We start from the raw sequence: 21,298 nt of genomic DNA on the forward strand, positions 1-21,298 counted from the left end.
TCGACAGCTCTCATACTTCTGGTACACCGCAGCCACCCGAAAGGTTCCAGGTCCGGCCATGGCGCTCACGCTCTCCGTCGACACCGCGCGCTGGCGGGCGCATCACAAGCACGTAGCCCAGCAGTTCCCCGGGCTCGTCCCGGTCTGCAAGGGCAACGGCTACGGCTTCGGGCACGAGCGGCTGGCGGAGGAGGCGACGCGGCTGGGCGCGGACGTCCTCGCCGTCGGCACGACGTACGAGGCCGCCCGGATCAAGGACTGGTTCGGCGGTGACCTGCTGGTGCTGACGCCGTACCGCCGCGGCGAGGAGCCCGTTCCGCTGCCGGACCGGGTCATCCGCTCGGTGTCGTCCATCGACGGCGTGTACGGCCTCGTGGGCGCCCGTGTGGTCATCGAGGTGATGTCCTCGATGAAGCGTCACGGCGTCAGCGAGCAGGAACTCCCGCAGCTGCACTCGGCCATAGAGAACGTGCGCCTGGAGGGCTTCGCCATCCACCTCCCGCTGGACCGCACCGACGGCTCGGACGCCGTCGAGGAGGTCATCGGCTGGATGGACCGGCTGCGAGCCGCCCGGCTGCCGTTGCACACGATGTTCGTCAGCCACCTCAAGGCCGAGGAACTGGCCCGGCTGCAGCAGCAGTTCCCGCAGACCCGCTTCCGGGCCCGGATCGGCACCCGGCTGTGGCTGGGGGACCACGAGGCGACCGAGTACCGCGGGGCGGTCCTGGACGTCACCAGGGTCTCCAAGGGCGAACGCTTCGGCTACCGGCAGCAGAAGGCGGCCTCGGACGGCTATCTGGTGGTCGTGGCGGGCGGTACGTCGCACGGGGTGGGCCTGGAGGCCCCCAAGGCGCTGCACGGCGTCATGCCGCGCGCCAAGGGCGTCGCCCGCGCCGGCCTCGCCACGGTGAACCGGAACCTTTCTCCGTTCGTCTGGGACGGCAAGCAGCGCTGGTTCGCCGAGCCGCCGCACATGCAGGTGTCGATCCTGTTCGTACCGGTGGAGGCGGCCGAGCCGAAGGTGGGCGAGGAACTGGTGGCCCATCTGCGGCACACCACCACGCAGTTCGACCGCATCGTGGATCGCTGAGCCGCCCCAGGACAGCCGAAAGGCCGTACACGGAACCTCCCGTGTACGGCCTTTTCGCGTGGTCGCGCCGTCTTTCGCAGGCGCTCCCCGTGGCCTGTTCGCTCAGAGCGAACGGTCAGCCGGCTCCTCGCTGCCCCACTCCACCTGTGGTCCGTCGAAGTGGGCCGCGTGCCGCCCGGGTCGGGCTGCGGCCCCGAAGACGAAGACGTCCTCCGCCCTGTCGAGCACCCCGCCGGAGGGGTCGTCGTCGCCCGCCAGGCGCACCACGTCCCGCTCCGGCATGAGGATGTCCCGCACGATCACGGCACACAGGTAGAGCGTGCCCAGGATGTGCAGGCCGATGGCCCAGTGGTAGCCGTCGGTCGGCAGGCCCTTGTGGGCGTCTCCGCTGGTCGTGTAGGCGAGGTACATCCAGATCCCGAGGAAGTACGCCACCTCGCACGCCTGCCAGATCAGGAAGTCCCGCCACTTCGGCCGGGCCAGCACCGCCAGGGGGACCAACCACAGCACGTACTGCGGCGAGTAGACCTTGTTGGTCACGATGAACGCCGCGACGATCAGGAAGGCCAGCTGGGCGAAGCGCGGCCGGCGCGGGGCTGTCATCGTGAGCGCCGCGATGCCTCCGCAGCACAGCAGCATCAGCAGCGTGGCGAACGTGTTGACCGTGTCGGTGCTGAGCGGGTCGCTGGAGTTCTGCGCCAGGATCAGCCAGAAGGACCCGAAGTCGACGCCCCGTTCCTGGCTGAACGTGTAGAACTTCGACCAGCCGTCGAAGGCGAAGAGCATCACCGGCAGGTTCACCGCCAGCCAGGCGACGGCAGTTCCTCCGAACGCCTTCCCGAAGTCCCGCCACTTGCCCGCGCGCCAGCACAGCAGGAACAGCGGGCCGAGCAGGAAGACGGGATACAGCTTGGCGGCCGTGGCAAGGCCCAACAGGACGCCGAACGCGAGGGAACGGCCCCGAGACCACATCACCATCGCCGCGGCCGTCAGAGCGACCGCCAGCAGGTCCCAGTTGATGGTGGCGGTCAGCGCGAAGGCGGGTGCCAGGGCGACCAGCAGACCGTCCCAGGGCCGACGGGCGTGCGTGCGGCTGACGCAGACGACGATGACGGCCGCGCAGACCATCAGCATTCCGGCATTGACCATCCAGTACCACTGTTCCTGGTGCTGGATGGTGCCGCTGCCCGGCGTGAGCCAGGCGGCCACCTCCATGAACACGCCGGTCAGCACCGGGTATTCGAGGTACTGCATGTCGCCGGGCAGCTTGTCGAAGTACGGCACGAGACCGTCGGCGAAACCGCGCCCCTGATACAGGTGCGGGATGTCCGAGTAGCACGCGTGCGTGTACTGCGAGCTGGCCCCGAAGAACCAACCGCTGGTGTAGCAGGGCGCCTTCTGGACCAAGCCGAGGGCGAACATGCCGATCGCCACCAGCGCGACGACCCGTACGGGAGTCCACCAGGACGTCCCCAGGAGAGCGCGCCGGCCGATGGGGCCACCGATCAGTTCACTCCCGGCGGCGGCGACCTGGTCGTCCTTGGTCGGCCGTACCGGGTCCGGCTCGTGCACGCTCGTGGGCGTCAGTTCTGCACTGGGCATGGGGCACATCCTGCCGTACGGACCTAGGTGTACGCCGAGGGCCGCCGCACCTCGTGGATGCGGCGGCCCCCGTTTCACGTGAAACATCCGATGAAGGGTGTTTCACGTGAAACACCCTTCACGAGCGATATGGCAGCTAACCGGTCGAGCCTCCGAAGAGGCCTCCGTTGTCGCCGCCTCTGCTGGTGCCGCTGGATTCCGTGGCAGTGGCCGTGTCCGTCGGCGTGGACGTCGTACCTCCGTCGGTGCCACCGTCATCGCTGCACTGCCAGCTGAACTTGCAGGACTCGGTGGCCGAAGGTGTCGAACTCGGCGTCTCGCTGGGCGTCTCGCTAGGAGTCTCGCTGGGCGTCTCACTCGGCGTCACCACGGGCGTCGGAGTGGGAGTCGGAGCGCCGTCCTCGTTCGACACCTTGTCGATCTTGGTGGCGTCCGGGAAGCCGGGGTCGGACTTCCCCTTCAGCGCGGCCTCCATGTACTCGGTCCACACCGCTGTCGGGATGTCACCACCGTGGATGGACGCCACGCCTGCCGTGCCGTTCATGGACAGCAGTTGGGCGTCCTTGGGGTTCTCCCTGAACATCGCGATCGACGTGGAGAGCTGCTGGGTGTAGCCGACGAACCAGGCCGACTTGTTGCTGTCGGTGGTACCGGTCTTGCCGGCCGCCGAGCGACCCAGGACCTTCGCGTTCTCGGCCGTACCGTTCTGGATGACGTTCTCCAGGGTGTTCGTGACGTTGTTCGCCACGTTCTCCGGCATCGCCTGCTTCACAGTCGGCTTGGCGAAACCGGCCACCGGCTGTCCGCCCTCCTTCACGGCCGTCACCGAGTACGGGTCCGCCTGCTTGCCGGACGCGGCGAACGTCGCGTACGCGTCGGCCATCCGGATCGCGCTGGGGGTCGAGGTACCGATGGCGAAGGACGGGTTCAGCGTGGCGAAACTGTCGTCCAGTATCCCGGACGCCTTGGCCACGTCCCGCACCTTCGAGTTCCCCACATCCATGCCCAACTGCACGAACGGCGTGTTGATGGACTGCTCCATCGCCTTGCGCAGCGTGATGTAACCCCAGGGGTAGTTGCTCTCGTTGTTCTGGTAGAAGATCGAACCGTCCTTGTTCAGGACATTCGTGCCGTCCTGGTTTCTGACCTTGAGATGGTCGTCACCGTTGTACTTGCTGAGCGGCGAGATACCGACGCCGTCGGTCTTGTACGTGCCGTACTCCATGGCGGCGGCGAGCACGAACGGCTTCCAGGTCGATCCCACGGGGACACCCGAGGTGTCGGCGTTGTTGGTGAAGTGGCCGTTCTCGTAGCCGTCACCGCCGTAGAGGGCGACGATCGCTCCGTCCTTGGGCACCACCGATGCCGCGCCGAACTGCACGTACTTGTCCAGGCTGCGCTTCTTCGGATCGATGCGCTCCTTCTGGATCTTCTTCACGGCCGCGCTCAGCTCGTTGACCTTGTCCTTCTGGAAGGTCGTGTAGATCTGGTAGCCGCCCTTGTCGAACTCGGTCTGCGAGATGTTCGAGTGGTTCAGGACGTACTTCTTGGCCGTGTCCACCAGGTAGCTGATCTGGCCGGTCATGCCCTTGGTCGCCTTGAGCCCCTGAGGCATGGGGTACTTCTTGATGGCCGTCTGGTACTCGGCGTCCGTGATGCGCTTGTCGTCGTGCATCTGCTCGAGGATCCAGCTCCAACGCGCCTTGGAGCGGGCGGTGTTGGACTTGGAATCCGCCGCAGGGTCGATGTTCGTGGCACCGATGGGGTCGTAGTACGTCGGCCCCTTCAACAGAGCCGCCAGGAAGGCGCACTGGCTCGGCGTCAGCTTGACCGCGTCCACGCCGTAGTACGTCTGCGCGGCGGCCTGTATGCCGTAGGCGCCACGGCCGTAGTAGGAGGTGTTCAGATAGCCCTGCAGGATCTGTTCCTTGCTGAACTTCGTCCCCACCTTGATGGAGATGAACATCTCCTTGAACTTACGGGTGACCGTCTGTTCCTGGCTCAAGTAGGTGTTCTTGACGAACTGTTGGGTGATCGTCGAGCCACCCTGCGTCTGACCGCCCCGGGCCATGTTGGCCAGGGCTCGGGCGATCCCCATGGGGTCGACGCCCGAGTCCGTGTAGAAACTCTTGTTCTCGGCCGAGATCACCGACCACTGCATGGCCTGGGGGATCTGGTCGATGGTGATGTTCTGCCGGTTCGCCCCGGTGCCCGTGGCGACCATCTGGTCGCCGTTGGACCAGTAGTAGACGTTGTTCTGCGACTTGGCCGCGATGTTCTCGCTGGGTACCTGGACCATGGCGTACCCGACGCCGACCGCGGCCACCAGGCTGCCGAAGAAGAACAGGCACAGGCCGGAGACAAGTCTCCAGGAGGGCATCCAGCGGCGCCATCCGTACTTGTCGAAGCGCGGATAGTCGATGAACCGCTTCGTGCCGGGCGCGGGAGCACGCCCTCTGCCCCGGCCGGGCCCGTTCGGGCCGCCGGGACCTTGGCCGGCGGGCTCTCTGCGACGGCCGCCGCCTCTCTGGGCAGCCTTGCGTGCTTCGGCGCGGCTGCCGTACTGGCGCTCCTCACCCCCCGGTTCTGCGGGGTTCGACCCATAGGAGTCGGAGGGAGACCCGGTGGTGGCGCCTCGCGGTGCCGCGCGGCGGCCGGAGGTAGGTCCGGACTGGCCGCGTCGGGCCGCGGCACGTCCGCCTCCCTGCGGCTGCGGCGGTTTGCGACGGTGCTCGCTCATCGAACGATTACTCCTCGGGCAGGCGCATCCGTGCGCGCCTGGAAACGGCGGCTGGTTTCCGGTCCCCCCGAAGTACGGATGTGGTCGGTTCTGCATTCATCCGTACCGCACCGGGGACGTTGACGCCCCCACGCGTCACTTGGTTCCCGGTGGTGTGCATGCCGCACAGACTACGCACCGTCAAAACCTGCTTAGCCCCGAAGTTCACCCCAAATCAGGCAACTTGATTCCAACGAATCAGTGATGTGACGCCGCTCACCATCTCCCCACTTGTCGCATCCGGAAGGCCGTTCTATCGTCTGGATGTATCGAGTCGATACATCAGCTCGGCATAAAGACCGTCACGGTCGGCCCGCGGACAGGAAGGAGGCGACGGTGAGCAGACGCTCCGGCATCCTCGAGTTCGCCATCCTCGGCCTGCTCCGCGAATCCCCGATGCACGGCTACGAGCTGCGCAAACGACTCAACACCTCGCTGGGTGTGTTCCGTGCGTTCAGCTACGGGACGCTCTACCCCTGCCTCAAGACGCTGGTCGCCAACGGCTGGTTGATCGAGGAGACGGGGAACACCCCCGAGGACGCCCTTACCGCCACCCTCGCGGGACGTCGCGCCAAGATCGTCTACCGGTTGACGGCGGAAGGTAAGGAGCACTTCGAGGAGCTGCTCTCGCAGACGGGGCCCGACGCGTACGAGGACGAACATTTCGCCGCTCGTTTCGCCTTCTTCGGGCAGACGTCACGCGACGTACGCATGCGCGTACTGGAAGGTCGCCGCAGCCGGCTGGAGGAGCGTCTCGACAAGATGCGCACCTCCCTGGCGCGGACCCGGGAGCGCCTCGACGACTACACGCTTGAGCTGCAGCGCCACGGAATGGAGTCCGTGGAGCGCGAAGTGCGCTGGCTGAACGAGCTCATCGAGAGCGAGCGTGCCGGACGGGACCTGAAGGGTCCCGCCTCCGGAGGCTCCGCTCAGCAGGACAGCACATCTGGGGAGTCGGGCGGCCTGCCCCGGCTCGGGGGCGCCACCCCCGGGCCGGATCCGTCCGACGAAACCACCACATGAGGTCCAGTCAGGGCCTCACCTCGCACACACAGGGAGCAACCGGAATGGGTTCGGTTCGCGTAGCCATCGTCGGCGTGGGCAACTGCGCCGCCTCACTGGTACAGGGCGTCGAGTACTACAAGGACGCCGACCCGGCGGCCAAGGTGCCCGGCCTGATGCACGTCCAGTTCGGCGACTACCACGTCGGTGACGTCGAGTTCGTCGCCGCGTTCGACGTCGACGCGAAGAAGGTCGGCCTCGACCTCTCCGACGCCATCGGTGCCAGTGAGAACAACACCATCAAGATCTGCGACGTCCCGAACAAGGGCGTCACGGTCCAGCGCGGTCACACCCTCGACGGCCTGGGCAAGTACTACCGCATGACGATCGAGGAGTCCGACGAGACCCCGGTCGACGTCGTCCAGATCCTCAAGGACAAGCAGGTCGACGTCCTGATCTGCTACCTGCCCGTCGGTTCCGAGGACGCGGCGAAGTTCTACGCCCAGTGCGCCATCGACGCCAAGGTCGCCTTCGTCAACGCCCTCCCGGTCTTCATCGCCGGCACCAAGGAGTGGGCCGACAAGTTCACCGAGGCCGGTGTCCCGATCGTCGGCGACGACATCAAGTCGCAGGTCGGCGCCACCATCACGCACCGTGTGATGGCGAAGCTGTTCGAGGACCGCGGCGTCCGCCTCGAGCGCACGATGCAGCTCAACGTCGGCGGCAACATGGACTTCAAGAACATGCTGGAGCGCGACCGCCTCGAGTCCAAGAAGATCTCGAAGACGCAGGCCGTCACCTCGCAGATCCCGGACCGCGACCTGGGCGAGAAGAACGTCCACATCGGCCCGTCGGACTACGTCCAGTGGCTCGACGACCGCAAGTGGGCCTACGTCCGCCTCGAAGGCCGCGCCTTCGGCGACGTCCCGCTGAACCTGGAATACAAGCTCGAGGTCTGGGACTCCCCGAACTCCGCGGGTGTCATCATCGACGCCCTGCGCGCCGCGAAGATCGCCAAGGACCGCGGCATCGGCGGCCCGATCCTCTCCGCGTCGAGCTACTTCATGAAGTCCCCGCCGGTCCAGTACTTCGACGACGAGGCCTACGCCAACGTCGAGAAGTTCATCAAGGGCGAGGTCGAGCGCTAGGACCCGCCGGTCCGTTCGTCGAGGGTCCCTGGGCATTGCGCCCGGGGACCCTCCTCGTATGTGAGGCTGTGCCCATGGCCGTCGTCCGTGACCTGCGCATCCTCCTGCGCTTCCAGGGCTTCCGCCGCCTGCTCGCCGTACGCCTGCTCTCCCAGGGCGCGGACGGCGTCTACCAGGTCGCACTCGCCGCCTACGTCGTCTTCTCCCCGGAGAAACAGACCTCGGCCGCCGCGATCGCCTCCGCGATGGCGGTCCTGCTCCTCCCGTACTCCCTCATCGGCCCCTTCGCCGGCGTCCTCCTGGACCGCTGGCGCCGCCGCCAGGTCTTCCTCTACGGCAACCTCCTGCGCGCCCTGCTGGCCGCGCTGACAGCCGTCCTGATGCTGAGTCACGTCCCGGACTGGCTCTTCTACGTCTCCGCCCTGTGCGTCACGGCGGTCAACCGCTTCGTCCTCGCCGGCCTGTCCGCCGCCCTTCCGCGCGTGGTCGACGACGAACGCCTGGTCGTCGCCAACTCCCTTTCCCCCACGGCCGGAACACTGGCGGCGACGGTGGGCGGCGGCCTGGCCTTCCTCGTCCGGCTGCTGGTCGCGGACACCGACGCCGCGGTGGTCCTGCTGGGAGCGGCCCTCTACCTCTGCGCGGCCCTCACGTCCTTGCGCATGGCACCCGAACTCCTCGGCCCCGACCGCGCGTTGACCCAGCCCCGACTGGCTACGGCACTCGCCGGCACCGCCCGGGACCTGACGGCGGCGGTACGCCATCTCGCCGCGCCTCAGCGCAGGGAAGCGGTCTGGGCTCTCGTCGCGATGACCCTGATGCGCTTCTGCTACGGCGCCCTGACCGTCCTGCTGCTGATGCTCTGCCGCTACGCCCTCTCCTCGACCCCGGACGACGGACTGCGCCTGCTGGGGCTGGCGTTGGGGGTCTCCGGCGCCGGCTTCTTCGTGGCGGCCGTGGTGACGCCCTGGGCCGCGGGACGGCTCGGACCCGGCCGCTGGATCGCCGTGTGCGCCGCGGGAGCCGCTCTCCTGGAGCCGGCGCTCGGCCTCCCGTTCGCCACCGCCCCCATGCTGGCGGCGGCCTTCGTCCTGGGCCTGACCACACAGGGCGCGAAGATCGCCACGGACACGATCGTGCAGTTCTCGGTCGACGACGGCTTCCGCGGCCGCATCTTCTCCGTCTACGACGTCCTGTTCAACGTCGCCTTCGTCGGTGCCGCCGCGATGGCCGCCCTGATGCTTCCCCCTGACGGGCGCTCAGCGGTGCTGGTGCTCACCGTGGCCGTCGTCTACGGAGCGGTTGCTGTGACTATGGCCCACTTTGAGCGCCGGACAGTGTCACATCACTGATACGGAGCCGCTCCGGGCCGCGGCAGTGTCAGTGGGGGCAGGTAACTTACGGGCGTCTTATTTCGCATCATGCCGCACGCCAGACCAAGGGTCATGCCGTGCCATGCGTCCATGTTCCAGGGGGGACCCCAGTGACTACTCCGCCGCCTCAGAGCCCGAACCCATACGCCCAGGGCCCGAATCCCTACGCCCAGGACCAGCAGCCCTACGGCCAGCCTCAGACTCCGGGACCGTACCCGTCACAGGCCCAGGCGCAGGCGCCCTACCCGCCGCAGGCCCAGGCTCCGTACCCGCCTCAGGGCGGCTACCCGCAGCAGCCCGGCCAGCCCGGCTTCCCGCCCCAGGGCGGGGTCCCGTACGCTCCGGTCCCCCCGCAGCCGAAGCGCAAGTTCAGCCCCAAGATGATCCGGCTCGGCGTCATCGTCCTGATCGCCGCCGGCGCAGCCGTCTACGGTGCCATATCGAGCCAGGACGACGCCGACACCGCAAAGGTCGGCGACTGCATGCACCGCGGCAGCACCAGCGACACCAACCCGGACCTCGAGGTCGTGAAGTGCAGCGACTCGAAGGCCCAGTACACGGTGCTTGCCAAGATCAGCGGCAAGTACTCCGAGTCGGAGGCCAACGCCAAGTGCGCCGCGGCCGCCAAGGACTTCCAGTACTCGTACACCGAGAGCGGTGACGGCAGTAACTTCCTGCTCTGCCTGAAGGACTACTCGAAGAAGTAGAGAAGACGCGACGAGGGGCGGTGTTTCACGTGAAACACCGCCCCTGATGCTGTCCGGGGTCATGTTTCACGTGAAACATGACCTCGTTTCACGGCCTCAGCCCTCCGCGGCCCACCACTCCTTGAGTGCGGCCACCGCCGCCTCATGCTCCATCGGCCCGTTCTCCAGCCGCAGTTCCAGCAGGAACTTGTACGCACGGCCGATGACCGGCCCGGGTGTGACGCCCAGGATCTCCATGATCTGGTTGCCGTCGAGGTCGGGACGGATCGAGTCCAGCTCCTCCTGCTCCTGCAGTTGAGCGATGCGTTCCTCCAGACCGTCGTACGCACGGGACAGCGCGGCGGCCCTGCGCTTGTTCCGTGTGGTGCAGTCCGAGCGGGTCAGCTTGTGGAGGCGGTCGAGGAGCGGGCCGGCGTCACGGACATAGCGGCGGACAGCCGAGTCGGTCCACTCGCCGGTGCCGTAGCCGTGGAAACGCAGGTGGAGTTCGACGAGTCGGGAGACGTCCTTCACCAGGTCGTTGGAGTACTTGAGCGCCAGCATGCGCTTCTTGGTCATCTTCGCGCCGACCACCTCGTGGTGGTGGAACGAGACCCGGCCGTCGTTCTCGAAGCGACGGGTGCGCGGCTTGCCGATGTCGTGCAGCAGGGCGGCGAGGCGGAGGGTGAGGTCGGGACCGTTCTCCTCCAGTTCGATCGCCTGCTCCAGAACGATCAGCGTGTGTTCGTAGACGTCCTTGTGCCGGTGGTGCTCGTCGCTCTCCAGGCGGAGGGCGGGAAGCTCGGGCAGGACGTGGTCGGCGAGTCCGGTGTCGACCAGCAGGGCCAGCCCCTTGCGGGGGTGCGCGGAGAGGATCAGCTTGTTCAGCTCGTCCCGCACCCGCTCGGCCGAGACGATCTCGATCCGCCCGGACATCTCCGTCATCGCCGCGACGACCTCGGGAGCGACCTCGAAGTCGAGCTGCGCGGCGAAGCGTGCCGCCCGCATCATCCGCAGGGGGTCGTCGGAGAAGGACGCCTCGGGAGTGCCCGGGGTCCGCAGCACCCGGGCCGCCAGGTCGCCGAGACCGCCATGCGGGTCGATGAACACCTTCTCCGGGAGCGCGACAGCCATCGCGTTCACCGTGAAGTCACGGCGGACGAGGTCCTCCTCGATGGAGTCGCCGTACGACACCTCAGGCTTGCGCGAGGTGCGGTCGTACACCTCGGACCGGTAAGTGGTCACCTCGATCTGGTAGCCGTCCTTCTGCGCCCCCACCGTGCCGAAGGCGATCCCGACCTCCCACACGGCGTCCGCCCACGGCCGGACGATCTTCAGTACGTCCTCGGGGCGGGCGTCCGTCGTGAAGTCCAGGTCGTTGCCGAGCCGCTCGAGCAGCGCGTCCCGGACCGAGCCGCCGACCAGGGCGAGGGAGAACCCGGCCTCCTGGAAACGGCGGGCGAGGTCGTCGGCGACGGGAGCCACCCGCAGCAGCTCGCTCACCGCGCGGTGCTGCACCTGGCTCAGGGCACTGGGGTTGTCTTCGTTGGCGTTCGGCACAACAGAAAAGGGTACGTGGCCCCGGCCACCGCGAGCGCCTCCATTAAATGTGCACGGACAGGTCCCCTGATACTCGTGCAAGCGCTGCCCTTGCGACGTACCTGCGTGCTCCCCTTTATACGGGCACATACGGGACGGTCCGCCGCTGTTCCCCGATCTTGTGGAGCAGTCCGCGGCACTTCCCCTCAGCGCGCATCGTTACCATGCGTGGACGCACATTGCGACGACCACTGACGATGACGAGGGACGGGCGAGCGCGTGGCCGAGGCGGCAGACTTCCAGGGGACGAGTCCCTCACCTGCCCGCCGGTGGCTGCGGCGCACCGGCGCACTGCTCGCCGGGGCGCCTCTGCTGGCCGGCCTCCTCCAGCTGTCCGCCGCCGCGCCCGCCGGTGCGGCCGAGCAGACGTCCGCGAAGGCCGCCTCCGGCTCGCAGACGGTCTCCGTCTCCCTGGACACGCTCAGCCCCAGCATCCCCACCGACGGAGACACACTGACCGTCTCCGGGACGGTGACCAACAACGGCAAGCAGGCGGTCACCGACGCCCATGTGGGCCTGCGCCTGGGCCAGGCGCTGAGCACCCGCTCGGCGATCGACACCGTCGCCAAGCGCACCGACTTCATCCAGGGCGTCGACGGCTCGGAGGTCGGCGACAAGTACACCGAGCAGTTCTCCAAGCTCACTCCGGGCGTCGCCGAGCCCTTCACCCTCTCGGTGCCGGTCGACAAGCTGGACCTCGGTGACGACGGCGTCTACCCGCTCGGGGTCTCGCTCTCCGGCCAGACCTCGGCGCAGCCGTGGGAGCAGGTGCTGGGCATCCAGCGGACGTTCCTGCCGTGGCAGCCCGACGAGGCGGACACGAAGACTAAGACGACGTATCTGTGGCCGCTCGTCTCCGGCGTCCACATGACGGCGCAGACGGGTTCCAACGAACAGCAGACACCGGTCTTCCGCAACGACGACCTCGCCAAGGAGATCGCCCCGGGCGGTCGCCTCGACCAGATGCTGTCGCTGGGCAAGGATCTCGACGTCACCTGGGTGATCGACCCGGACCTGCTGGCCTCCGTCGACGCGATGACCCGCAGCTACAAGATCCAGGGAGACGGCGACACCACGACGACGGGCACCCACCAGGCGGTCGCCAAGGCGTGGCTCGCCGAGCTGCAGACTGCGGTCGCCGACAAGGAGGTCGTAGCCCTCCCCTTCGCCGACCCGGATCTGGCGTCCCTCGCCCACAACGGCACCAGCGTCACCGGCTCGCTGAGCCACCTCAAGGACGCCACGGACGTCGCCGCGAGCACCGTGGAGACGGTGCTGCACGTGACGCCGAACACGGACTTCGCGTGGCCGGTGAACGGCGCCGTGGACCCGTCGATCATCAAAGTCGCCACCTCGGCCGGCGCCGACAAGGTGATCGCCCGCAGCGACAGCCTCCAGGAGACCGGCGGCCTGTCGTACACGCCCTCCGCGGCCCGCCCCATCGGCGGCGGTACGACGGCGGTGGTCGCGGACGCACGGCTCTCGACGGCGTTCGAGGGCGATCTGACGAAGGCCGGGGACGCCACGCTCGCCGAGCAGCAGTTCCTCGCCCAGAGCCTGGCGCTGGACCTGCAGACGGACAAGCAGCGCAGCATCGTCGTCGCCCCGCAGCGCATGCCGACCGGGAGCCAGGCCCAGACGATGGCCGAGGCACTGACGACCCTCCAGGGCAGCACCTGGACCGAGTCGCAGGATCTCGCCGCGGCGGCCAAGGCCAAGCCCGACCCGAGCGCCACGACGAAGATCCCGTCGTCCTCCTCGTACCCCTCCTCCCTGCGCAGGCAGGAGCTGCCGAAGGCGGCCTTCGAGCAGATCGCGGCCACCCAGGACAGGCTCGACAACTTCCGGGTGATCCTCACCGACGAGTCCCGGGTCGTGACCCCGTTCGGGCGGGCCATGAACCGCGAGATGTCCACGTCGTGGCGGGGACAGGCGGGCGAGGCGGCGAACTTCCGCCAGAGCGTGCTGAACTATCTCGACGACCTCACCAACCAGGTGAAGCTGATCGACAAGTCCGAGACCAAGCTCTCGGGCCGCAGCGCCACGATCCCCGTGACCGTGCAGAACAACCTGGTGCAGGGCGTCCAACACCTGGTGCTGCGCCTCACCTCGACGAGCCCCACGCGCCTGAAGATCGGCGGCAACGCCTACACGCAGCAGCGGGTCACGGTCAACGGCGGACACAGCCAGTCCGTGAAGTTCACCACCTCGGCCAACGCCAACGGCAAGGTCACCGTGATCGCGCAGCTGTACACGGAGGACGGCCAGGAGTACGGCCAGGCCGTCAGCTTCGACGTGAAGGTCACCGAGGTCACGGCCACCGTCATGCTGGTCATCGGCGGCGGTGTCCTGCTGCTCGTCCTCGCCGGCTTCCGGATGTACACCCACCGCAAGCGCGCCGTCGCCCGCCAGGCCGAGGAGGGTCCCGACGGACCCGACGACGAAGCAACCGAGGAACCTGACGGCCCGGAGAACCCTGAAGGCCCCCAGGACCGTCTCAAGGAGGAGTCCGGCGCTCCGTCCCGGGCAGACGACCCGGCGGAGCACCCGAGTGACCCGACACCGGACACCGCACCGGAAAGCGCCGACCCGTCCGGCACGGGTGAGAGAGTGGACCGTTGAGCGATGTCGTGGCCGGTGGGCCCGGGGACGATGAGGTGGGGTAACCATGAACGCGCCGTACGACGGTGACCGCGGTCAGGGCGCGGGCGGCTCGGGCTACCCCGAGGGCCCGCCGCCCGAACACGGCCAGGTGCCGCCGCAGCCCCCCGCGGACATGTACCTCCAGGACGCCTACGACCAGGACCCCTACCGGGCGCAGGACCTCTCCGCCCAGGACCCGGTCGCCGAGGCGCTCTACGACCGCGCCGCGCACCCCCCGCCGCCTCCGGGCACGTACCAGCCGCAGCCCCCGCTCTACGCGCAGCCGCCCCAGTCCCCGTACGCCCCCGACCCCCGCGTCTGGGCGCAGACCCCGGCACCCGAGCCGGAGGGCCCGACCCAGTACCTGCCGTACGGCGACGACGCCCGCACGACTCAGTTCGTGGGCGTGGACGACCTGGTGACCGGGGCCGGCGAGGAGCACCACGAGCCGGACGCCTTCGCGCATCTCTTCCGGGACCAGGGCCAGGGCGGCGGACGTCCGCAGATGGATTCCCCGGCGGTCCCCGGCCCGTCCCCTGCACCGCCCTCGGGCCAGGCGCCCCCGGCACCGATGTCCGACGCCACGATGCAGCTCACTCCTACGGCACCGGCGCCGACGGCCGCTCCCAAGAAGGGCGGGAAGGCCACCGGCCTGCTGAAGTCGAGCGCCGTGATGGCGGCGGGCACGATGGTCTCCCGCCTGACCGGCTTCGTCCGCTCGGCGCTGATCGTCTCGGCGCTGGGTGTCGGCATGCTCGGCGACACCTTCCAGGTCGCCTACCAGCTGCCGACGATGATCTACATCCTGACCGTGGGCGGCGGCCTGAACTCCGTCTTCGTGCCGCAGCTCGTGCGCGCCATGAAGGAGGACGAGGACGGCGGTGAGGCGTTCGCCAACCGGCTGCTGACCCTCGTCATGGTGGCGTTGGGCGCGCTCACCGCGGTGGCGGTCTTCGCGGCGCCCCTCCTGATCCGCCTGCTGTCCGACTCGGTGGCCAGCGATCCGGCGGCCAACGAGGTGGGTGTCACCTTCGTCCGCTACTTCCTGCCCTCGATCTTCTTCATGGGCGTCCACGTCGTGATGGGCCAGATCCTGAACGCGCGCGGCAAGTTCGGCGCGATGATGTGGACCCCGGTCCTCAACAACATCGTCATCATCGTGACGCTCGGCATGTTCATCTGGGTGTACGGCACCTCGGCGAACTCCGGCATGAAGGTCACGAACATCCCGCCGGAGGGCCAGCGGCTGCTCGGCATCGGTGTGCTGCTCGGCCTGGTCGTCCAGGCACTCGCGATGATCCCGTATCTGCGGGAGACCGGGTTCCGGCTGCGGCTGCGCTTCGACTGGCGCGGCCACGGCCTCGGCAAGGCCGCGACACTCGCCAAGTGGACCGTCCTCTTCGTCCTCGCCAACCAGGCCGGCGCGATCGTCGTGTCCCAGCTGTCCACCGCTGCGGGCAAGGCCTCGCCCGTCGACGGCACCGGCTTCGCCGCCTACGCCAACGCACAGCTCATCTGGGGCCTGCCGCAGGCGATCATCACCGTCTCCCTGATGGCGGCCCTGCTGCCGCGCATCTCGCGCTCGGCGGCGGAGGACGACGGAGGCGCCGTTCGCGACGACATCTCCCAGGGGCTGCGCACGACCGCCGTGGCGATCGTGCCGATCGCCTTCGGCCTGCTCGCCCTCGGCATCCCGATGTGCACCCTGATCTTCGGCTCCTCGGGGACGAACTCGGCGACCAACATGGGCTTCATGCTGATGGCCTTCGCCCTCGGCCTGATCCCGTACTCGGTGCAGTACGTCGTCCTGCGTGCCTTCTACGCCTACGAGGACACCCGGACGCCCTTCTACAACACCGTCATCGTGGCCGCGGTCAACGCGGGCGCCTCGGCGGTCTGTTACTTCGTCCTCCCGGCCCGCTGGGCCGTGGTGGGCATGGCGGCCTCGTACGGCCTCGCGTACGCGACCGGTGTCGGTGTCGCCTGGAACCGGCTGCGCAAGCGGCTGAACGGCGACCTGGACGGCGCTCGCGTCATGCGGACGTACGCTCGGCTCAGCATCGCCTCCGTGCCGGCCGCACTGCTCAGTGGTGCGGCTTGCTACGGGATCGGTCATACGCTCGGCCAGGGGGTCGTCGGCTCGTTCGCCGCCCTCGTGGTCGGCGGTGCCGTACTGCTCGGAATCTTCTACGTCGCGGCCCGGCGCATGCGCATCGAGGAGCTCAACTCCCTCGTGGGCATGGTGCGCGGGCGCTTGGGGCGCTGAGGCGGGGGCACACGCACAACCATCGTCCGCCGCTGTGTGTCGTGCATAGCGGCAGACTGTGGGCACAATTGGTTTCGGCGTCGGACAGCGTGCAACGGATGGGGAGGCAGGAGCGACGGTGGCGGAACGGAGCACGGCTGCCGTCGACGTGGCAGACAACAGCGGCGACGAGCCGCTGACCGCCAAGGCGGACCAGGCCACGGCCGACGGGGTGGCCCAGAACCCGGAGCGGGACACGGAGAGCGACAAGGCACAGGGGAGCGGCGGGATCGAGGAAACCGAGAAGGCCTCACCTCCCGAACTGCACAGCGGTCACAAGCTCGCCAGACGCTATCGCCTCGAAGAGTGCGTCACCCGTCTGGACGGCTTCAGCAGTTGGCGCGCGGTGGACGAGAAACTCCGCCGTGCCGTCGGCGTCCACATCCTGCCCGCGGATCATGCGAGGGCGCGTTCCGTGCTGGCCGCGGCCCGTTCCTCGGCGCTGCTGGGCGATCCCCGCTTCGTCCAGGTCCTGGACGCCGTGGAGGAGAACGACCTCGTCTACGTCGTCCACGAATGGCTGCCCGACGCCACGGAACTGACGGCGCTTCTGGCTCCCGGCCCGCTGGAGGTGCACGACGCCTACCAGATGGTCAGTCAGATCGCCTCGGCCATGGCCGCCGCGCACCGCGAGGGCCTCGCCCATCTGCGCCTGAACCCGAACGCGGTGCTGCGCACCTCGTCCGGCCAGTGGCGCATCCGCGGTCTGGCCGTCAACGCCGCGCTGCGCGGCATCAGTTCGGACACCCCGCAGCGCACGGACACGGAGGCGATCGGCGCCCTGCTGTACGCGGCGCTCACCCAGCGCTGGCCGTACGAGAGCGATGCCTACGGCCTGTCCGGGCTGCCCAAGGGCGTCGGTCTCATCGCCCCCGACCAGGTGCGCGCCGGTGTCCACCGCGGTCTGTCGGAGCTCGCCATGCGCGCGCTCGCCAACGACGGTGCCACGGCCTCCCGGCACGAGTCGGCATGCACCACGCCGGAGGAACTGGTGAAGGCGATCGGCGAGATGCCCCGCATCCGCCCGCCGGAGCCCTCGTTCACCGCACCGCCCGAGTACCAGCGCACGACATACCAGCAGGGCACGTACGGCCGCCCGTCGCCGCCCGGTGCCACCCAGGTTCTGCCGACCCCGCCGCCCCCGCTGCAGAGCCGCACCGGCAAGGCCCTCAAGTGGGCCGTGTCCGCGCTGCTGATCGCCGCGCTGGGCCTGGGCAGCTGGCAGCTCGCGGACGCCCTCATGGACCAGGGCAACAAGTCCGAGGACACCAAGCAGACCCAGACGACGGACGGGAACGACAAGAGCGGCGACAAGACCAAGCCGGTCAAGACGTTCGCGATCCAGGGCGCCAAGGAGTTCGTGGCGAAGGGCGACGCCCAGCACCCGAACGACGTCGACAAGACCTATGACGGCGACAAGTCAACCTACTGGCGGACCTCCAGCTTCATAGGGGGCCCGGTGCTCGCGCCGTACAAGCCGGGCGTGGGCATCGTCTACGACCTCGGTTCGGTCCAGGACGTCTCCACGGCGACCATAGGGCTCTACTACGGCGGCGATCACACAACGGTGAAGCTCTACGCGACCAACTCGCTCTCGCCCTCCTCGCTGGACTCCATGACACAGCTCGGCACCGTCACGACGACCGGTACCAGTGCCACGGTGAAGGTCACCAAGCACGTGAGGAGCCGGTACGTTCTTGTCTGGCTCACCGCTCTGCCGCACGCGGACAGCGACCAGTACAGCGACGCCGGCTACAAGCAGGCCATCACCGACGTGAAGTTCACGGGCTGACGTCTCACCGGAGGGGGAGGGGGTCCGATGGCGGAAGGCGCCGGATACGACGGAACGAGCGATCAGGATCTGCTCGCCCGCCATGTCGAAGGCGACCCGGACGCCTTCGGTGAGCTCGTACGGCGGCACCGAGACCGGCTCTGGGCCGTGGCCCTGCGCACGCTGGGAGACCGCGAGGAGGCCGCTGACGCCGTCCAGGACGCCCTCGTCTCCGCCTACCGGGCCGCCCACACCTTCCGCGGCCAGTCGGCCGTCACGACCTGGCTGCACCGCATCACGGTGAACGCCTGTCTGGACCGCGCCCGCAAGGCGGCCTCCAGGAAGACATCCCCGGTCGACGACACCGAGCGCCTGGAACAGCTCCTGGAACCGCACGAGTCGGCCTCGGCTCCCGCGGAGCGCAACGACCTGCACCGCCAACTGCTGGAAGCCCTGGGCACCCTCCCGCCCGACCAGCGCGCCGCCCTCGTCCTCGTGGACATGCAGGGCTACCCCGTCGCGGAGGCCGCCCGCATGCTCGATGTGCCGACCGGCACGGTGAAGAGCCGCTGCGCCCGCGGAAGAGCCAGACTGCTGCCGCTGCTCACCCATCTACGGCCGGAAAGAGCCGGTGACGGCAAGGAACCGGGCGCTGGACGGAACCGGGCGCAGGGGACATCCGTCCCACCGGCAGCGGGACCTCGCGACGGAGGTCCCAAGGATGCAGGGCCGAGCGATTCAGCTGCTGTGAAGGGCGGAGGTGGGCGAGCGTGACATCCACGACAGACACGGCCGGGCACCCGGACGTCGCGGAGATCTCCGACCTCACCGAGGGCCTTCTCCCGCCGTCCAGGGGAGCCGAGGTACGACGGCATCTGGACGAGTGCGAACTCTGTGCGGATGTCCACGACTCGCTGGAGGAGATCCGGGGTCTGCTGGGCAGCATGCCCGGCCCGCCGCGCATGCCCGCCGAGGTCGCGGGTCGTATCGACGCAGCCCTCGCGGCGGAGGCGCTGCTGGGCTCCACTGCCCCCGAGTCCCTGGCCGCCCCGACGTTGGTGAGCGCGTCCCGAGCCGCATCGGACGAGGACAGCGAGCACACCGAGGCGCATGTTTCACGTGAAACATCGCTGACGGCGGACCGCCCGTCAGGACACGGACACGCGGCGACCGGTCCCGGACGCAAGGAACGCAAGGAGCGCACTCGCGGCGGACGTCGCGGACGGATCGTCCTGGGAGCCGTATTCACCGCGGCCGTGCTGGGAGCCGGCTCTCTGTTCATCCAGTCGCTGGGCGACCACACGTCGTCCGACACGGCTCAGGGGAACGCGACCAGCTCCGCGGACACCTTCTCCAAGGGGAAGCTGGAGAGCGAGGTCTCGGGTCTCCTCTCCACCAAGTCGTCCACGAGTCAGGGCACCAACAGTCAGAAGCCCTGGAACGTCGCGTCCGACCCCGGCGGCGCGGAGTCTTCCACCAAGACTCCCAAAACCCTGATCGAACCGTCCGGCTCCATCCCGGACTGCATCCGGCAGGGCGTCGACCGTGGCAACACCGATGTCCTCGCGTTCAAGAAAGGCACCTACAACGGGACTGCCGCCTATCTCGTGGTGCTCCCCGACGCTACCGACAACAGCCGCGTCACGGCCTACGTCGTCGACGCGGCCTGCGTGAGCCGCCAGACATCCACTCCTGGCAAGGTCCTTCTGACGCGGTCGTTCCCGCATTCCTGACTCCGGACGTCTCCGCTCCATCCGCTGTGGCGATTCCCTGCCGCGTGCTGTCTCCGTGTGCCCGGACACAGCGGGAATGCTGGCCCCGTAGGATCCGTTGGGTGGTGTGGAGGCTCTGACAGGGGGCTCCCGCCGGTCGTACTGACGCAGTCCAGAGACGAGGAACCAAGCCGTGAGCGACGTCCGAAACGTGATCATCATCGGCTCCGGGCCCGCCGGCTACACGGCGGCGCTCTACACCGCGCGCGCGTCGCTGAAGCCGCTGGTGTTCGAAGGTGCCGTCACCGCTGGTGGCGCGCTGATGAACACCACCGATGTCGAGAACTTCCCGGGCTTCCAGGACGGCATCATGGGCCCCGAGCTCATGGACAACATGCGCGCCCAGGCCGAGCGCTTCGGCGCCGAGCTGATCCCGGACGACGTGGTCTCCGTCGACCTGACCGGTGAGATCAAGACCGTCACGGACACCTCGGGCACCGTGCACCGGGCGAAGGCCGTCATCGTCACCACCGGCTCTCAGCACCGCAAGCTGGGCCTGCCGAACGAGGACGCGCTGTCCGGCCGAGGTGTCTCCTGGTGTGCCACCTGTGACGGGTTCTTCTTCAAGGACCAGGACATCGCCGTCATCGGCGGTGGCGACACGGCGATGGAGGAGGCGACCTTCCTCTCCCGCTTCGCCAAGTCCGTGACGATCGTCCACCGCCGGGACAGTCTGCGCGCCTCCAAGGCGATGCAGGAGCGCGCCTTCGCCGACCCGAAGATCAAGTTCGTCTGGGACAGCGAGGTCGCCGAGATCGAGGGCGACCCCAAGCTCGCCGGCCTCAAGCTGCGCAACCTGAAGACCGGGGAACTCTCGGACCTGGCGGTGACGGGCCTGTTCATCGCGATCGGCCACGACCCCCGCACGGAGCTCTTCAAGGGCCAGCTCGACCTGGACGGGGAGGGCTACCTGAAGGTCGAGGCGCCCTCGACCCGCACCAACCTGACAGGTGTCTTCGGCGCCGGTGACGTCGTCGACCACACCTACCGCCAGGCGATCACCGCTGCCGGTACCGGGTGCTCCGCCGCTCTGGACACCGAGCACTTCCTTGCCGCCCTCGCGGACAAGGAGCAGGCGGAGCCCGCGAAGACCACCGTCTGACCCCCATCCTCCCCACCGCACGATCAAGTTAAGGAGCCCGCCGTGGCCGGCACTCTGAAGAATGTGACCGACGATTCCTTCGACGAGGACGTCCTCAAGAGCGACAAGCCCGTCCTGGTGGACTTCTGGGCTTCCTGGTGCGGTCCGTGCCGCCAGATCGCTCCGTCCCTCGAAGCCATCGCCGCCGAACACGGCGACCAGATCGAGATCGTCAAGCTCAACATCGACGAGAACCCGGCTACGGCCGCCCGGTACGGCGTCATGTCCATCCCGACCCTGAACGTCTACCAGGGTGGCGAGGTCGCCAAGACCATCGTCGGCGCCAAGCCGAAGGCCGCGATCCTTCGCGACCTCGACGAGTTCATCGCCGCGAAGTGATGTTTCACGTGAAACCGTGTTTCACGTGAAACATGAAGGGGCCGACTC

Annotated in this window: 15 protein-coding genes; 12 read left to right on the plus strand and 3 right to left on the minus strand. The window is 68.3% G+C overall.

Annotated elements, in window-relative coordinates; all coding sequences use genetic code 11:
- Positions 1-58: 58 nt before the first annotated feature.
- Positions 59-1,090: an alanine racemase gene (locus tag R2B38_RS19950; RefSeq protein WP_318017439.1), complete on the plus strand. Its 1,032-nt coding sequence runs from the start codon at positions 59-61 to the stop codon at positions 1,088-1,090.
- A gap of 102 nt (positions 1,091-1,192) precedes the next feature.
- Here R2B38_RS19950 and R2B38_RS19955 read toward each other — a convergent pair whose 3' ends face one another.
- On the minus strand, positions 1,193-2,692 hold the full coding sequence (locus tag R2B38_RS19955; RefSeq protein WP_318017440.1) for a glycosyltransferase family 87 protein: 1,500 nt from the start codon (positions 2,690-2,692) through the stop codon (positions 1,193-1,195).
- Positions 2,693-2,828: 136 nt separating this feature from the next.
- Positions 2,829-5,072 carry a transglycosylase domain-containing protein gene (locus tag R2B38_RS19960; RefSeq protein ID WP_318017441.1) on the minus strand — a complete coding sequence of 748 codons (2,244 nt, stop codon included), beginning with the start codon at positions 5,070-5,072 and terminating at the stop codon, positions 2,829-2,831.
- Between the two features lie 735 nt (positions 5,073-5,807).
- Here R2B38_RS19960 and R2B38_RS19965 point away from each other — a divergent pair.
- The 4 genes from R2B38_RS19965 (at position 5,808) to R2B38_RS19980 (ending at position 9,701) form a co-directional block, all read left to right on the plus strand.
- The gene (locus tag R2B38_RS19965) at positions 5,808-6,494 is read left to right on the plus strand and encodes a PadR family transcriptional regulator (protein ID WP_033285749.1); all 687 of its coding nucleotides are present in this window, start codon (positions 5,808-5,810) and stop codon (positions 6,492-6,494) included.
- 44 nt (positions 6,495-6,538) lie between these two features.
- A complete protein-coding gene (locus R2B38_RS19970; protein ID WP_200713261.1) occupies positions 6,539-7,621 on the plus strand; it encodes an inositol-3-phosphate synthase in 1,083 nt (360 codons plus the stop codon).
- 74 nt (positions 7,622-7,695) lie between these two features.
- Positions 7,696-8,973 (plus strand): MFS transporter, encoded by a 1,278-nt coding sequence (locus R2B38_RS19975; protein WP_318017442.1) that lies wholly within the window; start codon positions 7,696-7,698, stop codon positions 8,971-8,973.
- 131 nt (positions 8,974-9,104) lie between these two features.
- On the plus strand, positions 9,105-9,701 hold the full coding sequence (locus tag R2B38_RS19980) for a hypothetical protein (RefSeq protein WP_318017443.1): 597 nt from the start codon (positions 9,105-9,107) through the stop codon (positions 9,699-9,701).
- Between the two features lie 96 nt (positions 9,702-9,797).
- On the opposite strand, the gene R2B38_RS19985 is transcribed toward R2B38_RS19980, so the two are convergent.
- Positions 9,798-11,240 (minus strand): CCA tRNA nucleotidyltransferase, encoded by a 1,443-nt coding sequence (locus tag R2B38_RS19985; protein ID WP_318017444.1) that lies wholly within the window; start codon positions 11,238-11,240, stop codon positions 9,798-9,800.
- A gap of 258 nt (positions 11,241-11,498) precedes the next feature.
- Between R2B38_RS19985 and R2B38_RS19990 the strand changes: the two genes are divergently transcribed.
- The 7 genes from R2B38_RS19990 (at position 11,499) to trxA (ending at position 21,250) form a co-directional block, all read left to right on the plus strand.
- Entirely contained in the window at positions 11,499-13,901 is a 2,403-nt protein-coding gene (locus R2B38_RS19990) for a DUF6049 family protein (protein ID WP_318017445.1), read from the plus strand.
- Positions 13,902-13,947: 46 nt separating this feature from the next.
- Entirely contained in the window at positions 13,948-16,188 is a 2,241-nt protein-coding gene (gene murJ, locus R2B38_RS19995) for a murein biosynthesis integral membrane protein MurJ (protein ID WP_318017446.1), read from the plus strand.
- A 118-nt stretch (positions 16,189-16,306) separates the two neighbouring features.
- A complete protein-coding gene (locus tag R2B38_RS20000) occupies positions 16,307-18,019 on the plus strand; it encodes a protein kinase family protein (RefSeq protein WP_033285743.1) in 1,713 nt (570 codons plus the stop codon).
- 27 nt (positions 18,020-18,046) lie between these two features.
- Positions 18,047-18,772 (plus strand): RNA polymerase sigma factor SigM, encoded by a 726-nt coding sequence (gene sigM, locus R2B38_RS20005; RefSeq protein ID WP_033285742.1) that lies wholly within the window; start codon positions 18,047-18,049, stop codon positions 18,770-18,772.
- Positions 18,769-19,731 (plus strand): hypothetical protein, encoded by a 963-nt coding sequence (locus tag R2B38_RS20010; RefSeq protein ID WP_318017447.1) that lies wholly within the window; start codon positions 18,769-18,771, stop codon positions 19,729-19,731. Before sigM ends, R2B38_RS20010 begins: the two co-directional genes overlap by 4 nt.
- Before the next feature lie 172 nt (positions 19,732-19,903).
- Entirely contained in the window at positions 19,904-20,872 is a 969-nt protein-coding gene (gene trxB, locus R2B38_RS20015; RefSeq protein WP_318017448.1) for a thioredoxin-disulfide reductase, read from the plus strand.
- A 42-nt stretch (positions 20,873-20,914) separates the two neighbouring features.
- The gene (gene trxA, locus R2B38_RS20020) at positions 20,915-21,250 is read left to right on the plus strand and encodes a thioredoxin (RefSeq protein ID WP_033285739.1); all 336 of its coding nucleotides are present in this window, start codon (positions 20,915-20,917) and stop codon (positions 21,248-21,250) included.
- The last annotated feature ends 48 nt before the right edge of the window (positions 21,251-21,298 follow it).

This window comes from Streptomyces sp. N50, from assembly GCF_033335955.1.
GTDB lineage: Bacteria > Actinomycetota > Actinomycetes > Streptomycetales > Streptomycetaceae > Streptomyces.

Bases quoted from the DNA above. Each gene is read 5' to 3' on its own strand.
- R2B38_RS19955 (WP_318017440.1), bottom strand. From the start codon at position 2,692: ATGCCCAGTGCAGAACTGACGCCCACGAGCGTGCACGAGCCGGACCCG.
- R2B38_RS19950 (WP_318017439.1), top strand. From the start codon at position 59: ATGGCGCTCACGCTCTCCGTCGACACCGCGCGCTGGCGGGCGCATCAC.
- R2B38_RS19975 (WP_318017442.1), top strand. From the start codon at position 7,696: ATGGCCGTCGTCCGTGACCTGCGCATCCTCCTGCGCTTCCAGGGCTTC.
- sigM (WP_033285742.1), top strand. From the start codon at position 18,047: ATGGCGGAAGGCGCCGGATACGACGGAACGAGCGATCAGGATCTGCTC.
- murJ (WP_318017446.1), top strand. From the start codon at position 13,948: ATGAACGCGCCGTACGACGGTGACCGCGGTCAGGGCGCGGGCGGCTCG.
- R2B38_RS19960 (WP_318017441.1), bottom strand. From the start codon at position 5,072: ATGCCCTCCTGGAGACTTGTCTCCGGCCTGTGCCTGTTCTTCTTCGGC.
- R2B38_RS19970 (WP_200713261.1), top strand. From the start codon at position 6,539: ATGGGTTCGGTTCGCGTAGCCATCGTCGGCGTGGGCAACTGCGCCGCC.